Below are 16,348 nucleotides of genomic sequence, written 5' to 3'. Positions count from 1 at the left end.
TTTTTGGGCTAAATCCAATCTGGAGAGTCTGGATGAGTCGCAATCCGCGCGCGGGCGAAATCTATCTGGAGTTTCACCCGATCGGCCATCAGGTCAAAGTAACTGCGATCGATGCTGCGACCGGTATTGAAGTCTCCACCTTCGGGCCGGCTTCGGCAGCTCAGGAAGACCTGAAGCGTGTTGCCGTTCGCAAGTTGCAGCGTCGGATCGAGCAGATTGCCGCCTCTTCGAGTGCAGCGAAGGACCCGACACTTTACTGATCCGGTTGTTTTTTTCGTTGGCAAAAATTTTGTTACGGGCCTTTGTGCGTCGTTTTCCCAACTGGCCGCGTCGGTATGCCCCTTGGTTCGCCGGGGGGCCTGTGCTAATTCCTCGCGCCATGTCGGCCGACGGGCAATGAGTGTCTCTACCTGACGCGATGCCGGGGCCAGGTTCCTCGCATACGAAAACAAGGATCGAGCGATGTCTTTGATGGAAAGCACCGGACAGACCCCTTCCGGTTTCTTCACCCGCAGTCTTGCTGAAGCCGATGCAGACATATTTGGCACGATTCAACAGGAACTCGGCCGACAGCAGCACGAAATCGAGCTGATTGCGTCGGAAAACATTGTCTCCCGCGCCGTTCTCGAAGCTCAGGGGTCGATTTTCACGAACAAATACGCAGAAGGCTATCCAGGCAAGCGCTACTACGGTGGTTGCGAGTTTGCCGACGTCGCCGAGACACTCGCCATTGAACGTGCCAAGGAACTGTTCGGTTGCCAGTTTGCAAATGTTCAGCCGAATTCGGGCAGTCAGATGAACCAGGCGGTGTTCCTGGCGCTGTTGCAGCCCGGGGATACCTTCATGGGTCTCGACCTGAATTCCGGTGGCCACCTTACGCACGGTTCGCCTGTAAACATGTCTGGAAAGTGGTTCAACGTTGTCTCCTACGGTGTGCGTGAAGACGATCATCTACTCGACATGGAAGAGGTCGAGCGCCTCGCACAGGAACACAAGCCAAAGCTCATTCTCGCCGGTGGCACGGCATATTCTCGTATCTGGGACTGGAAAAAGTTTCGCGAAATTGCCGACAGTATCGGTGCCTACCTGATGGTCGACATGGCCCATATCGCCGGTCTCGTGGCCGGAGGTGTCCATCCGTCCCCGGTTCCGCATGCGCATGTCGTTACCAGCACCACGCACAAGTCCCTGCGTGGCCCGCGCGGTGGTCTGATCCTGTCCAACGACGAAGCGATTGCCAAAAAGATGAACTCGGCGGTTTTTCCTGGATTGCAGGGTGGCCCGCTGATGCACGTGATTGCCGCCAAGGCCGTAGCCTTCAAGGAAGCGCTTCAACCTGATTTCAAGGCCTATGCACGTGCTGTTGCCGAAAACGCCAAGGCTTTGTCCGAAGCATTGAAGGAACAGGGTCTCGATATCGTTTCAGGCGGTACGGACAACCACCTGATGCTGGTTGACCTGCGTCCGAAGAATGCAACCGGCAAGGTTGCTGAAAAGGCTTTGGGGCGTGCCAACATCACCTGTAACAAGAACGGAATTCCGTTTGATCCGGAAAAGCCATTTGTGACATCCGGCATCCGGCTGGGTACTCCGGCGGCGACCACGCGCGGGTTCGGCGTGGCCGAATTCCGGGAAGTTGCCGCGCTGATCACGGAAGTGTTGGACGGATTGAAGGCCGCAAACAGTGAAGAGGGCAACGCGGCGGTTGAAGCAGCCGTCAAAGCCAAGGTAGAAGCACTGACAGCCAGGTTCCCGATCTACGGGGGATAACAGCCGGCTCGGTCAGGAGCTTTGATAAATGAGATGTCCGTTTTGCGGGGGCGAGGAAACCCAGGTCAAGGATTCCCGACCTACCGAGGACAACACCGCCATTCGCCGCCGCAGGATCTGCAATACCTGTGGCGGTCGTTTCACGACATTCGAGCGGGTACAGCTGCGCGAACTGATGGTTCTGAAGCGATCCGGGCGAAGAGTTCCGTTCGATCGTGAAAAACTCATGCGATCCGTTCAGATCGCCGTGCGAAAGCGGCCCGTCGATCCAGATCGCATTGAGCGCATGGTGAGCGGAATCGTGCGTCAGCTCGAAAGCTCGGGCGAGAGCGAAATTACAGCGGAAACAATCGGCAATCACGTGATGGAAGGTTTGAAGGGTATCGACGACGTCGCTTATGTGCGTTTCGCGTCCGTCTATAAGAACTTTCGTGAAGCCAAGGATTTCGAGGCGCTTCTCGACGAGCTCAGCGATTCTGAAAACGCTGTTCCGGATGACCAGTAACGTTTCTTGTAGATCCTAGATGATTTCAGAAAATACGATTGATATGCGTTTCATGGCCGCTGCCGAACGGCTGGCGCGGCGCGGACTTGGCCGGGTTTGGCCCAATCCGTCGGTTGCCGCGTTGATAGTCCGACAGGGCGAGAATGGATCGGTGCTGGTCGGCAGGGGAGTTACTTCCCGCCCGGGCATGGCCCACGCGGAGGTGAATGCGCTCCGCCAAGCAGGCGATCTGGCAAAGGACGCGACCTGTTACGTGACGCTGGAGCCTTGTTCGCACTATGGCCGGACACCGCCGTGTTCTCTGGCACTGATTGAAGCCGGCGTGGGACGCGTTGTGGTCGGCATGCTAGACCCCAACCCGCGCGTTGCCAGCAGGGGTGTCGGCATGCTCCGCGATGCCGGGATCGACGTTACGGTTGGCGTGCGCGAACGCGAAATCAAGCCTCTTTATCACGGCTTCACCCTGAGACAGCTCAAGCAGCGCCCTCACGTGTTCCTGAAATTGGCGGTCTCAAGAGACGGCTATATCGGACGCACAGGTGAGGGGCAGGTCAAGATCTCGGGTCCGCTGTCCATGCGCAAGGTTCACGGGTTTCGGGCGGAACATGATGCCATTCTTGTCGGATCCGGAACGGCACTGGCCGATGATCCGCAACTGACATGCAGATTGCCGGGGCTGCACGAACGTTCGCCCGTCAGGGTGATCGTTGACCGTTGTGCCCGCCTTCCGGTCGAATCAAAACTGGTGCGGACCTGCGTTGATGTTCCTGTCTGGCTTGTTTGTGGAAACGATGCCGATCCCGAAAATGTCGAAGTGCTTGTCGCGGCGGGGGTCAACGTCATTCGAGTGCCTGCCGGAGACTGTTCCATTGCGCCAGCTGTCATTCTGAGCGCGCTCGCGACACGGGGAATCACCAGCGTGATGGTTGAAGGAGGCGCTCGCATGGCGTCGTCTTTCCTGGAGGCGGATCTGGTCGACGACCTGTGTGTGGTGACCGGTGATCTGGAGATCGGCGACGAGGGAATACCCGCATTGCATGGCCTTGCTCTTGCGGATGTATTTTCCGATCCCAAATTCGATCGTATGGACGCCGGCAGTTTCGATACTGATCGTTACATTTATCTCAGACGTCGAGGAGCCTGACATGTTTACCGGGATTGTGACCGATCTAGGCGAAATTCTATCGGTCGAGAACATACCGGCCGGCAAGCGGACACGAATTCGCACGTCTTATGACGCGGACACGTTCGATATCGGGGCCTCGATCTCCTGTGGAGGTGTTTGTCACACGGTAACGGCAAAGTCGAACAGTGATGACGGAAACTGGTTTGATGTCGAATCGGCCGCCGAAACCCTGGCATTGACGACGGTCTCGGACTGGCGTGCAGGTCAGAGGATCAATCTGGAGCGGTCCTTGACCCTGGGTGCGGAACTTGGTGGTCATTTGGTGCTCGGGCATGTCGACGGTATCGCCACAGTGGTTAAACGCGAAGATCATCCGGACTCGGTTTACTTCCAGTTCGAAGCCCCGAGGGAAACCGCACGGTTTATTGCAAAAAAAGGATCGATTGCGCTGGACGGTACCTCGCTGACCGTCAATGAGGTGAGCGGCATTCTGTTTTCCGTGTTTTTGATCCCTCACACGCTGGATGTGACAACCTGGTCCGATCGTCATCTCGGTGACAGAATCAATCTGGAAGTGGATATGATGGCCCGGTATGCCGCTCGTCTTGCGGAATTCTCGAAGACCGGCTAGGGCCGACCCGGGGTATTTGACGGCGTCGATGGTATAGACAGCCGGAAGCACTGATGCTGTCCGGTTCTGGCAGCCCTGCACGATTGACACTGGACAAACCGGGATGGACGTGGTTCCTGTCGCGGCCCCTCTAATGGAAACATGACCCATGAGCGCTGCTCCCAAACTGCTGATCATTGAAGCCCGTTTTTATGACGACCTTGCCGATGCATTGGTAGAAGGTGCGATCAAGGAAATCGAGGCCGCCGGCGCCAGTTGCGACCGGATTGCGGTGCCTGGTGTTCTCGAAATCCCGGCCGCCCTGTCCATGACAATGACCGCGATGGAAAACGACGGTATTCTATATGATGGTTTCGTATTGCTTGGAGTTGTGATCCGAGGCGAGACGACGCACTACGACATCGTGGCAAATGAATCGAACCGGGTAATCATGGACCTCATTGTCGATGCGGATCTTGCCGTGGGAAATGGCATCCTGACAGTGGAAAACGATGAGCAGGCGTGGGCACGTGCGAAAGTCGGTGACAAGAACAAGGGTGGGGCGGCAGCCAGGGCTGCCCTCGACATGATCGCACTGCGCGAACGGCTTGGAGTATAAGAAAAATGACCGGAAAGGCCGACCCGGAAAATCCGGCTAAGACTGTGCGCCCCGCCAACAAGCGCGGCGTTGCGCGCCTTGCTGCGGTTCAGGCGCTTTATCAGATGGACGTGGGCGGTGCATCGCTCGCAAACGTCGTGAGCGAATTTACCGCCTTTCGTCTCGGCAAGGAGATTGATGGCGCGCAATACCGTGATGCCGACGAACAGTGGTTCAAGCAGATCCTCGCCGGTGTGGTCGAGGACCAGAAGTTTCTGGACCCTTTCATCCACACCGCACTGACCGAAGATTGGCCGCTGAAACGTATCGATAGCCTGTTGCGCGCAATCCTGCGCTCTGGATCCTATGAGCTGCTGCGCCGCAAGGATGTGCCGGCGAAAGTCATCATTTCCGAGTACATTGACGTTGCGAAGGCATTCTTTGAAAATGATGAGCCGGGCCTCGTGAACGGTGTGCTGGACAGGCTTGCTCACGAGTTGCGCAATGCCGAGTTCGATACCGGCAAGGCGGACGGCGCCTCCTGATCATGGCGGACGACCGGCCGGGAGAATTTGAACTCATCAGGACATACTTCGCGCCGCTTGCGAAGGATCCGGGCAGCCTTGGGTTGACGGACGATGCCGCCGTACTTTCTCCCAGACCCGGTTATGATCTTGTCCTGACGAAGGATGTGCTTGCATCCGGCGTTCATTTCTTTGCACATGACGCGCCAGAGGCAATCGCCGCAAAAGCGCTGAGGGTCAACCTTTCCGATCTTGCGGCAAAAGGCGCCAGGCCACGGGGATATCTGTTGGGTCTTGCCTTGCCGTCCGACTGGACGGCGAATTGGCTGGGGCGGTTCTGCTCGGGTCTGACCGCCGATCAGTCAGCCTACAATGTCCAACTGCTCGGTGGCGACACCATCCGGTCGGGAAGCGGTCTTCAGATATCGATCACCGCCATTGGGGAAGCGGAAGCCGGCAAGACAGTGCGTCGGTCCGGTGCGAATGCGGGTGATTTGGTTTTCGTTTCGGGGACCATCGGAGACGCCGCCGCCGGTCTGAAGGCGCGGCTCGACCATAGTTTTTGCGGCAACGCATCGCTTGACGGGGCAGAAGAGCGTCACATTCTGGACAGGTATCTATTGCCGCGGCCAAGGACAGCCCTATCCGGCCTGCTCACCAGATATGCCACTGCAGCCATGGACGTTTCTGACGGCCTTTTCGCCGATTGCAGTCACATGGCACGGGCCTCCGGGGTCGGGTTTGAAATCGAAATGTCAAGTGTCCCGATATCCTCAGCACTGCAACGGATGAAAGAGACGGTGCCGGATGTCTTTGCCCAGTGTCTGAATGGCGGCGATGACTATGAGATACTTGCGTCGGTGCCGTCTGCTGTTGCGTCGGAATTTGCAGAAAAAGCAGCGGAATCCGGTTGTCCTGTCACCGCGATTGGGGTGGTTACGAGCAGCGCCGGCAAGGTGAAACTCATTGAAAACGGGCGTCCCATGAAACTTGAGAGCGGGTCCGGCTTCCGCCATTTCTGACGGCTTTTTCCAGCTTTGAGATCGTTCTGGCCCGGGGTTTTACGAAACGCTCCAGTCGTGATACCGGTTGTCTCCACTTCATCTTGAGCCGCAACCGGCCAATCCCGAGATCTGAAAAATGACGACCGCAACGACGGAACCCTTTGTCGATGATCGCCTGGCAAAACGAAATGCCGTGCTTCTGGCATTGGCGCAGGCACTCGGCGGAGCATCGGCTTCCATCGTGATCGCGACGGGGCCGCTTATCGGCTACATGATGCTCGATGCGGACAAGTCACTCGCAACCCTGCCTGTATCAACCATGGTTCTAGGCACTGCGTTCGGTACGATACCGGCCGGCATGATCATGCGCAGGTTCGGCCGCAGGGCCGGGTTCACGGGAGCCGCAGTTCTCGGCGTGCTGTCCGGCCTGCTGGCATCATTTGCCGTCTTTCGCGACAATTTCCTTTTGTTTGCACTGGCCTGCTCAATAGGTGGCTTTGCCGGCGCGTTCGTTCAGCAGTACCGGTTTGCCGCTGCAGATACAGCAAGTGATGCCTTCAAGCCGAAAGCCATTTCCTGGGTTCTGGCCGGAGGCGTTCTGGCGGGTGTCGTCGGGCCGCAGACGGTGATCGCAACAAAGGACATGTTTGCGCCGATCCTGTTTGCCGGTACCTATCTTGCGCAGGCAGGCCTCGGCCTCATCGCGCTCTTCTTGCTTGCCTTCATCAAGATCCCCAAGCCGCCGCGCCGGAACAGGTCGCATGCCGGTGGCCGCCCGCTGCTGCAAATCATGGCGCAGCCAAGGTTTATTGTCGCGGCAGCCTGCGGGATCTGCTCCTACGCGCTCATGAGCCTGGTCATGACGGCAACACCGCTCGCCATGATTGCCTGCGGCCTTACCGAAACCGACGCTGCACTCGGGATCCAGTGGCACGTGCTCGCCATGTTCGGACCGAGTTTCTTCACCGGAAACCTGATTGCCCGCTTCGGCAAGGAGCGCATCGTTTCCATCGGACTGGCGCTGCTTGCAGGCTGTTCGATCGTGGCACTGATGGGGATCGAATTGGCACATTTCTGGACCGCACTTGTTCTGCTGGGACTTGGCTGGAACTTCGGTTTCATCGGTGCAACGGCGATGCTGACCGACACTTACCGGCCCGAAGAGCGCAATCTGGTGCAGGCGGTCAACGATTTTCTGGTCTTCGGATTCGTTGCTGCTGCCTCGTTTTCATCGGGAGCACTGCTGAATGCTTTCGGTTGGGGAACGGTAAATGTGCTGGTTTTTCCTTTTGTTGTCATTTGCATCGGATTGCTTGTCTGGCTGGTGCTGAGTGAAAGGAAAGCAGTTACAACCGCTTAAAGATTCTTTGGAATTCCATTTCGTCAGTGCAGCAAAAATACCGCGTTGCACCATTTTTTACCGTAACGGAAGAGCTGAATTAAACCATATGAGAGCTTGACGAAGCGCTCTGCTTTGTTGATATCGTGTGCTCTCCTCACGCTGAGGAAATTGCGTGAGGTGCAGTTTGGCGGGAAAACAACAATAAAAACAGCTCGCCGCAGCCCTGGGAGGAAGTATGATCGAGCTTGTCATCATCGTTGTTTGTGGCCTCTTGTCCATTGCGTATGGCGCATGGGCAATCCAATCCGTCATGGCGGCGGACGCGGGCAATGCCCGTATGCAGGAAATTGCGGAAGCGATTCAGGAAGGGGCCAGCGCCTATCTCAACAGGCAATATACGACGATCGCCATCGTTGGTGCCGTCGTTTTTGTGCTCGTCTGGATATTGCTCTCCGGGCCTGCGGCAATCGGTTTTGCCATCGGAGCCATTCTCTCAGGTGCCGCCGGATACATCGGCATGATGGTATCGGTCCGCGCGAATGTTCGCACCGCACAGGCCGCCAGTCAGAGCCTTGGTGCGGGACTGGAAATTGCCTTCAAGTCCGGTGCCGTCACCGGTCTTCTGGTTGCAGGCCTCGCTCTTCTGGGCGTTGCGGTCTATTACGCGGTTCTGACCGGAATGATGGGTTACGAATCCACTGACCGGACCGTCATTGATGCGCTGGTCGCTCTTGGCTTCGGTGCCTCCTTGATCTCCATCTTTGCACGTCTCGGTGGCGGTATTTTCACCAAGGGCGCGGATGTAGGCGGGGATCTCGTCGGCAAGGTCGAAGCGGGGATCCCTGAAGATGACCCGCGCAATCCGGCAACGATCGCGGACAATGTCGGCGACAATGTCGGTGACTGTGCCGGCATGGCTGCCGATCTTTTCGAAACCTACGCGGTGACCGTCGTTGCGACAATGGTTCTTGCGTCGATCTTCTTCACCGGCGCCCAGGCGCTGGAACTGATGCTTTTGCCGATGCTGATCGGGGCGAGCTGCGTTGTCACCTCCATTATCGGAACGTTCTTCGTCAAGCTCGGCGCGAACAATTCGATCATGGGAGCGCTCTACAAGGGCTTTATCGCAACGGCAGTGTTGTCGGCGGTTGCCCTGGCAATCATCGTCTTCGGCTGGCTCGGTGCCGGAACGGAGTACACAACATCCGGCGGAACAACCTTCACCGGATTTGATCTCTTTGTCTGCGGTGTGGCTGGCCTGGTCGTTACCGGCCTGATTATCTGGGTGACAGAATACTACACAGGTACTGAGTACCGTCCTGTGAGATCAATTGCCCAGGCCTCCGTCACCGGTCATGGCACCAATGTGATCCAGGGTCTTGCAGTTTCGCTTGAAGCAACTGCGCTCCCGGCGATCATCATCATCGCCGGCATTCTTGTTACCTACAGCTTTGCGGGACTGTTCGGCATTGCCATTGCGGTGACCACCATGTTGGCGCTGGCGGGCATGGTCGTTGCACTCGATGCTTTTGGTCCGGTCACCGACAATGCCGGTGGCATTGCCGAAATGGCTGATCTTCCGGCTGAAGTGCGCACGACAACCGATGCCCTCGATGCCGTCGGCAACACGACCAAGGCGGTCACCAAGGGCTACGCAATCGGTTCTGCCGGACTTGGCGCTCTGGTTCTGTTCGCCGCCTACACGGAGGATCTGAGATACTTCTCCAGCACAGCTGTCGAAGGCTCGATCTTTGCAGGTATCAACGTCGATACGCTGTTCACCCTGTCCAACCCCTATGTTGTGGCCGGATTGCTCTTCGGTGGATTGCTGCCCTATCTCTTCGGCGGTATTTCCATGACGGCCGTCGGCCGTGCCGCCGGAGCGGTGGTGGAAGAAGTCCGCCGCCAGTTCAAGGAGAAGCCGGGCATCATGGAGGGAACAGAACGGCCAGACTATGGCCGGGCTGTCGACATGCTTACGAAAGCGGCGATCCGTGAGATGATCATTCCGTCGCTGCTTCCGGTCCTGTCACCGATTTTCGTCTTCCTCGTCGTGCGTGCGGTGGCGACACCGGCTGATGCGTTCGCGGCATTGGGTGCGATGCTTCTCGGCGTGATCGTGACGGGCCTTTTCGTGGCCATCTCGATGACGGCAGGCGGCGGTGCCTGGGACAATGCCAAGAAATCCTTTGAGGACGGATTTACCGACAAGGATGGCGTGACCCATCAAAAGGGCAGCGAGGCGCACAAGGCGTCGGTGACCGGTGACACGGTTGGTGATCCCTACAAGGACACAGCCGGACCCGCGGTGAACCCGATGATCAAGATCACCAACATCATGGCGCTGCTGTTGCTGGCCATTCTGGCGCACTGACGCTGCTGTTCGGGCCACATGCGGCCCTGGCACGAAAAAGTTGAAAAATTGGCGCGGCAATTGGTTGGAAAACCGATTGCCGCGCCTTTTTGTTTGTGCCGATAGGTGTTGCGTGAAATGAGAGCGCTCTAGTTGCTATTGTCGAGCGATGGGCCACATGAGTAGTCTGGAGCCTCGATGCTCTCCCTGAAGGGATTTGTCAGGTCGTCCGTATATTCACCACGCAACAAACGCTGTTGTGGCAAGAGATGCGAGCGGAAAAAATTACTTACCAAGATGATTGTCCGTCCCCGTTCGGTTAGTAGGACGCAACCATTCTTTATCTCGATTGTTCCTGATGATTCCTGTTCCGTAAGACGAACGTCGACAAGCCGATATTCGCTCATATATTCCTTCGTGAACACGTCTTCGAACCGGTCGACAAGAATTGCTCCGCCGCGCTGTTCGAGCTTTTCCAGAATGTAGAAGGAAAGCGAGCGGTCTATCACGGTCGGGATGGATATCGCGAATGCGTATCCGCCAAGTAGCCATATCGCGACCAGCTGACTTTTTTCAAAGCCCCCAAGCCTGGAGAACAAGCCCGTGAAGAACAGGACCGCAGCTGCAAGGATTGCTGCGATAAAGGCGTCGGTAATCGAGGCGTAGAAGACGACGTTTACCGGGAAATACCAGATGTGTATGCAGTAGGTGACAAGAAGCAGCGCGATGAACATCACCGTCGCGATTATGCTGGAAACGAGTTTCACGTGTGCACTTACCTTTTGATTTTGAGTGTTCGCGACCCAGCCGGCCCTGCGAGGATATCGTGAACGAGAGGCGTTGGTCAGGAGGCAGCTTCGAGCTTGGTGCCGGCCTTTGCGCTGAACAGCACCTTTTCGATGAAATCTCTGTAGTCGAGTTCGGACGTCACCGTACCACTTCGCACGACGCCAGTGAGCATGAGGGTCATCAACGAAAGAACGCCGGTCTGCATGAACATCAACACCAGGATACCCAGCGCGACGGAAAACCAGCCCGGTGTCGAATAACCGATAGTCTTGAGCATGACGGCAGTCATGCCGCCAAGCACGGACAGGATGGCGACGATCGCGGAAGCGATGCCGACACGCACCAGCACGTCTTCCGCAAAGACCATCATCCCCTTGAACCCGTGCAGGGCCAGGCCGACGAAATTCATTTTCGATTGACCCGCGTATCTGGGGCCGCGATCGAGCGGACAGGTGTCAATGCGCAATTTCGAGGCAAGAACCGCGGATGCAACATGGATCGACAGTTCAGGCATGGCCGACAGTCGTCTGACGCCGGCGGGTTTCATCGCCATGAAGTTGCCGAAACTGATGGTTCTGCCCGTCACGACGCGGAACAGTCGTTTATAGATCGCATAAAACGTCTTGAAGCGAAGTGTTTCTACCCGGCTCTTTCGGCGGGCAACAACTACATCGACCTGTTCGGGTTGAAGACTTTTGAGCAATTGCGGAATTGAGGCAGGAAGGTCCTCGCCATCGGAGTCCATTACGACAATGGACTGACCGGCGTGAACATGCGTCGAAACATAACCGAGGCCAATTGCAATTGCCTTCTGGTGCCCGACATTTCTCCTGAGTTTGAGAACGGCGCCTCTTGCTCCAGCCTCGTCAAGGCCGGATGTATCGAGCGGTTGCCTGACCGAACCGTCGTCGACCGCGACAATATAGACGCTATCTCCAAGTTCGGCCTGCAACTCCTTGAACAGCCGGCTGCTTGCCTCGAAGTCTTCATAAACCGGAGTAACGATGACGATGCGTGTGTCGGAAGGGATCATTGGGCTTACAAATCCCTGAAATAGGCGATTGTATTCTTCAGTCCCTCTTTGAGCGGGATTTGCGGGGTCCAGTCAAGCTGTTCTTTTGCGATCGAGATATCCGGTTGCCTTTGTTTCGGGTCATCGTGCGGGAGTGGGCGGAAAACCAGTCTGGACGCACCCCCGACAAGCTCAATCACGGTCTCCGCGAGTTCGCGAATGGTGAATTCGGATGGGTTTCCAAGATTGACGGGGCCCGTCAGGTCCCTTGGTGACGACATCAGGCTGACAAAACCGTCAATCAGGTCGTCGACGTAACAGAAACTACGGGTCTGCAGACCATCACCATAAATGGTGATGTCGTTTCCCTGGAGCGCCTGAACGATAAAATTACTGACAACCCTGCCATCGTTCGGATGCATGCGCGGGCCATATGTGTTGAAGATCCGGGCCACTTTGATCTCAAGCCCATGTTGACGGTGATAGTCGAAGAAGAGTGTTTCCGCGCAGCGTTTGCCCTCGTCATAACAGGAGCGAACGCCAATCGGGTTGACACGGCCCCAGTAGTCTTCGGTCTGGGGATGCACTTCCGGGTCACCGTAGACTTCACTTGTCGACGCCTGAAAAATACGCGCCTTGGTCCGTTTTGCGAGCCCCAGCATGTTGATGGCGCCGTGAACGCTGGTTTTTGTCGTCTGCACGGGATCTCGCTGATAGTGAATTGGAGAGGCCGGACAGGCGAGATTGTAGATCTCGTCGACTTCGAGATAGACAGGAAACGTCACATCATGTCTTTGAAACTCGAAATTCGGGTTCGAGAGCAGATGTACGATGTTGTCTTTCGTGCTGCTGTAGAGGTTGTCGATGCACAGGACATCATTGCGGCTGTTGAGCAACCGTTCACAAAGGTGAGATCCCAAGAAACCTGCCCCACCCGTAACAAGTATTCTTCTTCTGTTTGCAACCTTCATGAGGCATGCACCTATTTTTTCAATCTTGGTGGACTTTAGGTTCAGCTTTTATTCGGAGTGTGTCCCAAAAAACAAGTACCCTGAACGAACGCTTGGTGTGGGCCTGTCATAAGGAGCGCAATGTCTCGCAGTCCAACAATCACCCCCTCCCTCCGCGGGGCGGACGCCAAATTCGGGATCCTCGACAGTCTCTACTGTTGGAACGGTAAGGAAATGAAATTTGGTCAAATTCTTCAAAGAATATCCGCCCTGTTTGTCAGCAAGAAAAAATACTAAGATCAAAGATATTATTCTTGTTTGCATGCCAATATCGAACTTTGGTGCTCCAAATACTGAAACAGCTATTGAAGGAATTGCGATAAGAAACACTCCTATACCAAATCGTTCTGTAGGCGCTTTGGTGAACCACAACACAAAAGCAGCGAAAACAAAAAAGACAAGAGCTGACGCCTCTATTTTGCGCAGTTTTACCATTTCAAAACGGTGGGAAGCGATCATCGCAACAAATACTACTGTTGTGCCAGCGAGCAAAGAGAAAAGAATAAACTCCTTATTCGCAGACAGCCAATAGTTCGTAAGCCAAGATGAGTCTTCGAGAGAATATAGACCCGCGTGCGGGTGTCGGGCCCAGGCGGTGACCCAATTGGCCTCATGGATCGCCAGTTCTTTGGCAGACCATGACACGTTCAAACAGCCCAGGGATGAAGGAAACAATAAGCACCCGCTGATGATTACACCGCGAATTGTCCAGATGATTGCGAATAGGCCTGGCATCACGGCGACAAAAAACAATCTTTTCAACGCTATCCTTTTTTCGCGAGCAACAACAATTATTACAAACGCTGTCCAAGGAACGATCAGGATACTGCTGACTTTAAGCGCGACGCTCATCGCCGATATAGTCAAGAAAGCAAGTAAAAACCCTTCCAAATTCGGTAGTTTTTTCTCGGACGTTTCCAAGATATATACCCCAAACATGGCAGAGAGTGCGAGCGTTATACCGGCGGGACTGTCCGCGTAGCCATACTTCCAAATGAAGAAATTGTCATAAACGAGCATGTTGATGACAATCAGGATTGTGAGGAATCTCGTCACAGGATTTGAATCGTTTATCGCATTATAGCAGAATGCAAGAAGAGAGACGAAAAACAGAGCCGACATGTAGGAGAGCAATTTGAAGCTCTCACCGATCCAAAGGAGGGAATTGATATATTCAAGCATTGAACTGAAGCCGTAGCGGCTATGCAAGTTCGCCAATCCAAAAACAATCTCGCGTTCCCTAATCCATTTTTGGTGAGGTATATGATAAAGTGCGGCGTCTGGCCCAGGTTGCATATCGGCAGCCAGCGGAGTGCACAAGGCGGCAAGCAAGCAAATTAGAAATATGGAGCGCCTATCGTCTTGCGTCGCATTCAAGATACCAAATATCAGCAGGGCACCGAGCAGCGTGTAGGAAAATGACACTGCTACACCACTGAAGAAGTTCACAATCAACGCAACACTACCAATCGAAAAAGCACCGAGCAAAGGCAACAAGAATGCAGGCGTCTTTGAAATAGATAAACGAAGTGCGTTTCTAGCGAGAAGTAGAAAGCTCAACCCAATTGTTGAGACAGATGCCGCAAAGAGCGGGAACAGGAAAAAGTCGATCAGCATGATAAAGTAAATTACTGCCTGTGCCTATAGTCTACAACAGTAGATGATTTGAGGATAGTTTTAGTATATTCGGTGATATGCTCGGATCAATCGCTGATACAACGGGTTTCAACACAAACAAAGTCTCATATTATTAAGACACTGCAAAAGCAATCTCGTAAATGTGATTAAGTCCCGTCGGCCAAGTATTAGCCTGCAAACGTAAATCCATTTTGGCCAATTGCGCCAAAAGAGGCAGTCGACGTTGACCAAGAAATTTCGTTCAAAGAGGCGCGTACCACCTAAAGTCCAAGGCCAGGATTGGTCGCTCCGCGCAAAATCTGTGTCAGGAAGCCGTAATCCGCACCGCCCGTCCGGGTTTTCCGGGTCACGATATCGACGATTTTTCCGTCTTCAAGCGTATAGTTGCCGATGTCCTGAACGAAACCGTCATCATCGAAATAGATGGCCACAACCCTTTGCTCGACGATATCAGGTGCAAGGAAAGCAGTCGTCGCGGTTTTTTGCGAAATGTAATAGTAGGCATCACCGCTCAGGCTGGATGTCGTCGAAGGTGAACCAAGCACGAGTTCCACCTGTTCACGGCTGGATCCGACCTGTACCTGGTTCAGCATGGATGTCGTGACAACATGACCGTGTGTATAGGTCGATGTGAAACAGCCGCCGAGCGGTAGCGTGGCCAGAAGCGGAAGGATCAGGGCGCTCGCCTTGAAGTTCATCTAAGAAGTCCCGTTTGGCCAGAACGATCTGGCTGCTTTTGAATTTCGTTGCTTGGCAAAGTCACTATCGTGGGATAGGGCACAAGGCAACACCTGAGTTAAATGGAGACGGTCATGGTATTAGGCCTATTCCGCCGCCGGTCTCGTGAAGCCGGGCACAAGGTTTATTGTGAAATCGTGGCTCAAGCACGGCAACCGGCATTTTATACAGACTTTCTGGTACCCGATACGATCGATGGCAGGTTCGATCTGATCGTAGTGCACGCGGTGCTCTATTTCCGGCGCATGCGCAGCGAAGGCCCTAAGATCGCGGAGTTCACGCAGGAAGTGTTCGATCTGTTTTTTCAGGACATGGACGCGTCTCTTCGGGAGATGGGGGTCAGTGACACCCGTGTTCCCAAAAAGGTGAAGGTGATGGGTGAGGCTTTTTACGGTCGGGCGGATGCCTACATTCCCGCGATAGAAAACGCCGACGTGAATGAGTTGGCTGCAGCGCTCGGGCGCAATCTCTACCCGGACAATCCGGAACCGGTCGCCCAGAAGCGTCTCGCCCTTTATACGCTCGCAGCGGCAAAGAAGTTGGCAGATCAGCCTGCCGGGGAACTTACCGTCGGCAAACTGGGTTGGCCCGCACCCGAAGACTTTTCAAACATTCAAGTCTGAGGCCAGGAAAGATCAAAAGAAAGAAGAACAATGGCGACAGAAACTTTTCCATATTCCTATGCCGTCAACGCCAACCGCGTTGTCGACAAGGACGAAGCACTTGTGATCGAGCCCGATGCCGAAAGCCTGCGTGCGATTGCCAGCGCATATGACATTCTGGATATCAGGGGATTGAAGGCTGAATTCACGCTGAAGCCTTATCGCAAGGAAGGCATGCGTGTTGTCGGATCGATCGATGCCGAACTATCGCAAACTTGCTGTGTTTCGCTTGAAGCATTCGACAGCAGCCTGTCTATCAAGGTCGATCGGACGTTTGAACCGGTTTCGAGCAAACCTCGCAGGATCAGGGACCTGAACGACGAGGGAGAAATCGAAATCGACCTGGAATCGCTTGATCCACCTGACGTGATCATTGATGGTGTGCTGGACCTTGGTGCACTCATCTGCGAAGAACTCGCGCTTTCTCTGGACACTTTTCCTCGCAAACCCGGTGTTGAATTCGAACGCGGCGACGAATTGGAAGAGACTGCACAGGAAGAAACGGAAAAAAGACCGTCACCGTTCGCGGCCCTGGAGACTTTAAAAAGTCACAAGGAAGACTGACATTATGGCTCTGAGGATAAGAGGCGGGTCGATGAAAACTGTTTTCGGTACGGGTTTTCAACGCCAGTTCTGTAAGAGTTCATGAAAACGGTTGTCACTCCGA

General features: G+C 54.9%; 17 protein-coding genes. 12 read left to right on the top strand and 5 right to left on the bottom strand.

The annotated features are described in order from the left end of the window. Positions 1-32: 32 nt before the first annotated feature. The 10 genes from LA5095_RS22245 (at position 33) to LA5095_RS22200 (ending at position 9,853) form a co-directional block, all read left to right on the top strand. Positions 33-260, top strand: a complete 228-nt coding sequence (locus tag LA5095_RS22245) for a DUF6898 family protein (protein ID WP_055118862.1) — start codon at positions 33-35, stop codon at positions 258-260. Positions 261-462: 202 nt separating this feature from the next. Continuing rightward, entirely contained in the window at positions 463-1,770 is a 1,308-nt protein-coding gene (gene glyA / locus LA5095_RS22240; RefSeq protein ID WP_055118860.1) for a serine hydroxymethyltransferase, read from the top strand. A 28-nt stretch (positions 1,771-1,798) separates the two neighbouring features. Beyond that, entirely contained in the window at positions 1,799-2,275 is a 477-nt protein-coding gene (gene nrdR, locus LA5095_RS22235; RefSeq protein WP_029062401.1) for a transcriptional regulator NrdR, read from the top strand. Between the two features lie 19 nt (positions 2,276-2,294). Then, the gene (gene ribD, locus LA5095_RS22230; protein WP_055118858.1) at positions 2,295-3,419 is read left to right on the top strand and encodes a bifunctional diaminohydroxyphosphoribosylaminopyrimidine deaminase/5-amino-6-(5-phosphoribosylamino)uracil reductase RibD; all 1,125 of its coding nucleotides are present in this window, start codon (positions 2,295-2,297) and stop codon (positions 3,417-3,419) included. Between the two features lies 1 nt (position 3,420). Continuing rightward, on the top strand, positions 3,421-4,032 hold the full coding sequence (locus tag LA5095_RS22225) for a riboflavin synthase (protein ID WP_055118856.1): 612 nt from the start codon (positions 3,421-3,423) through the stop codon (positions 4,030-4,032). 148 nt (positions 4,033-4,180) lie between these two features. Beyond that, positions 4,181-4,630, top strand: coding sequence for a 6,7-dimethyl-8-ribityllumazine synthase (ribH, locus tag LA5095_RS22220; protein WP_055118854.1), 450 nt, complete (start codon positions 4,181-4,183; stop codon positions 4,628-4,630). A 5-nt stretch (positions 4,631-4,635) separates the two neighbouring features. Then, on the top strand, positions 4,636-5,154 hold the full coding sequence (gene nusB / locus LA5095_RS22215; protein WP_055118851.1) for a transcription antitermination factor NusB: 519 nt from the start codon (positions 4,636-4,638) through the stop codon (positions 5,152-5,154). A 2-nt stretch (positions 5,155-5,156) separates the two neighbouring features. After that, positions 5,157-6,155, top strand: coding sequence for a thiamine-phosphate kinase (gene thiL / locus LA5095_RS22210; RefSeq protein ID WP_055118850.1), 999 nt, complete (start codon positions 5,157-5,159; stop codon positions 6,153-6,155). 118 nt (positions 6,156-6,273) lie between these two features. Then, complete coding sequence (locus LA5095_RS22205; protein WP_055118847.1) at positions 6,274-7,497, top strand: MFS transporter; 1,224 nt, start codon at positions 6,274-6,276, stop codon at positions 7,495-7,497. 217 nt (positions 7,498-7,714) lie between these two features. After that, entirely contained in the window at positions 7,715-9,853 is a 2,139-nt protein-coding gene (locus LA5095_RS22200) for a sodium-translocating pyrophosphatase (protein ID WP_055118845.1), read from the top strand. Positions 9,854-9,981: 128 nt separating this feature from the next. On the opposite strand, the gene LA5095_RS22195 is transcribed toward LA5095_RS22200, so the two are convergent. The 5 genes from LA5095_RS22195 to LA5095_RS22175 all read right to left on the bottom strand — a co-directional run bounded on the left by LA5095_RS22195 (position 9,982) and on the right by LA5095_RS22175 (position 14,979). Continuing rightward, positions 9,982-10,599 (bottom strand): hypothetical protein, encoded by a 618-nt coding sequence (locus LA5095_RS22195; protein WP_199485846.1) that lies wholly within the window; start codon positions 10,597-10,599, stop codon positions 9,982-9,984. 77 nt (positions 10,600-10,676) lie between these two features. Further along, positions 10,677-11,654: a glycosyltransferase gene (locus LA5095_RS22190; protein WP_055118841.1), complete on the bottom strand. Its 978-nt coding sequence runs from the start codon at positions 11,652-11,654 to the stop codon at positions 10,677-10,679. 5 nt (positions 11,655-11,659) lie between these two features. Continuing rightward, complete coding sequence (locus LA5095_RS22185; protein ID WP_055118839.1) at positions 11,660-12,604, bottom strand: UDP-glucuronic acid decarboxylase family protein; 945 nt, start codon at positions 12,602-12,604, stop codon at positions 11,660-11,662. Positions 12,605-12,652: 48 nt separating this feature from the next. Further along, positions 12,653-14,260, bottom strand: a complete 1,608-nt coding sequence (locus tag LA5095_RS22180; protein WP_055118837.1) for a DUF8201 family protein — start codon at positions 14,258-14,260, stop codon at positions 12,653-12,655. A gap of 281 nt (positions 14,261-14,541) precedes the next feature. Continuing rightward, complete coding sequence (locus tag LA5095_RS22175; protein WP_029062388.1) at positions 14,542-14,979, bottom strand: outer membrane protein assembly factor BamE; 438 nt, start codon at positions 14,977-14,979, stop codon at positions 14,542-14,544. Between the two features lie 114 nt (positions 14,980-15,093). Here LA5095_RS22175 and LA5095_RS22170 point away from each other — a divergent pair, with 114 nt between their 5' ends. Together LA5095_RS22170 and LA5095_RS22165 are read left to right on the top strand one after the other, a co-directional pair. After that, complete coding sequence (locus tag LA5095_RS22170; protein WP_055119068.1) at positions 15,094-15,642, top strand: ubiquinol-cytochrome C chaperone family protein; 549 nt, start codon at positions 15,094-15,096, stop codon at positions 15,640-15,642. Positions 15,643-15,672: 30 nt separating this feature from the next. After that, positions 15,673-16,245 (top strand): YceD family protein, encoded by a 573-nt coding sequence (locus LA5095_RS22165; protein ID WP_055118835.1) that lies wholly within the window; start codon positions 15,673-15,675, stop codon positions 16,243-16,245. The last annotated feature ends 103 nt before the right edge of the window (positions 16,246-16,348 follow it).

The organism is Roseibium album (assembly GCF_001404515.1).
In the GTDB taxonomy this organism is placed as follows: domain Bacteria; phylum Pseudomonadota; class Alphaproteobacteria; order Rhizobiales; family Stappiaceae; genus Roseibium; species Roseibium album.
The sequence above is the reverse complement of the archived record's forward strand: the minus strand, read 5'-3'. Positions and strand labels throughout refer to the sequence as shown.

Bases quoted from the DNA above. Each gene is read 5' to 3' on its own strand.
- LA5095_RS22170 (WP_055119068.1), top strand. From the start codon at position 15,094: ATGGTATTAGGCCTATTCCGCCGCCGGTCTCGTGAAGCCGGGCACAAG.
- LA5095_RS22175 (WP_029062388.1), bottom strand. From the start codon at position 14,979: ATGAACTTCAAGGCGAGCGCCCTGATCCTTCCGCTTCTGGCCACGCTA.
- ribH (WP_055118854.1), top strand. From the start codon at position 4,181: ATGAGCGCTGCTCCCAAACTGCTGATCATTGAAGCCCGTTTTTATGAC.
- LA5095_RS22205 (WP_055118847.1), top strand. From the start codon at position 6,274: ATGACGACCGCAACGACGGAACCCTTTGTCGATGATCGCCTGGCAAAA.
- LA5095_RS22245 (WP_055118862.1), top strand. From the start codon at position 33: ATGAGTCGCAATCCGCGCGCGGGCGAAATCTATCTGGAGTTTCACCCG.
- LA5095_RS22180 (WP_055118837.1), bottom strand. From the start codon at position 14,260: ATGCTGATCGACTTTTTCCTGTTCCCGCTCTTTGCGGCATCTGTCTCA.
- ribD (WP_055118858.1), top strand. From the start codon at position 2,295: ATGATTTCAGAAAATACGATTGATATGCGTTTCATGGCCGCTGCCGAA.
- glyA (WP_055118860.1), top strand. From the start codon at position 463: ATGTCTTTGATGGAAAGCACCGGACAGACCCCTTCCGGTTTCTTCACC.
- thiL (WP_055118850.1), top strand. From the start codon at position 5,157: ATGGCGGACGACCGGCCGGGAGAATTTGAACTCATCAGGACATACTTC.
- LA5095_RS22165 (WP_055118835.1), top strand. From the start codon at position 15,673: ATGGCGACAGAAACTTTTCCATATTCCTATGCCGTCAACGCCAACCGC.
- LA5095_RS22200 (WP_055118845.1), top strand. From the start codon at position 7,715: ATGATCGAGCTTGTCATCATCGTTGTTTGTGGCCTCTTGTCCATTGCG.
- LA5095_RS22185 (WP_055118839.1), bottom strand. From the start codon at position 12,604: ATGAAGGTTGCAAACAGAAGAAGAATACTTGTTACGGGTGGGGCAGGT.
- nrdR (WP_029062401.1), top strand. From the start codon at position 1,799: ATGAGATGTCCGTTTTGCGGGGGCGAGGAAACCCAGGTCAAGGATTCC.
- LA5095_RS22190 (WP_055118841.1), bottom strand. From the start codon at position 11,654: ATGATCCCTTCCGACACACGCATCGTCATCGTTACTCCGGTTTATGAA.
- nusB (WP_055118851.1), top strand. From the start codon at position 4,636: ATGACCGGAAAGGCCGACCCGGAAAATCCGGCTAAGACTGTGCGCCCC.
- LA5095_RS22225 (WP_055118856.1), top strand. From the start codon at position 3,421: ATGTTTACCGGGATTGTGACCGATCTAGGCGAAATTCTATCGGTCGAG.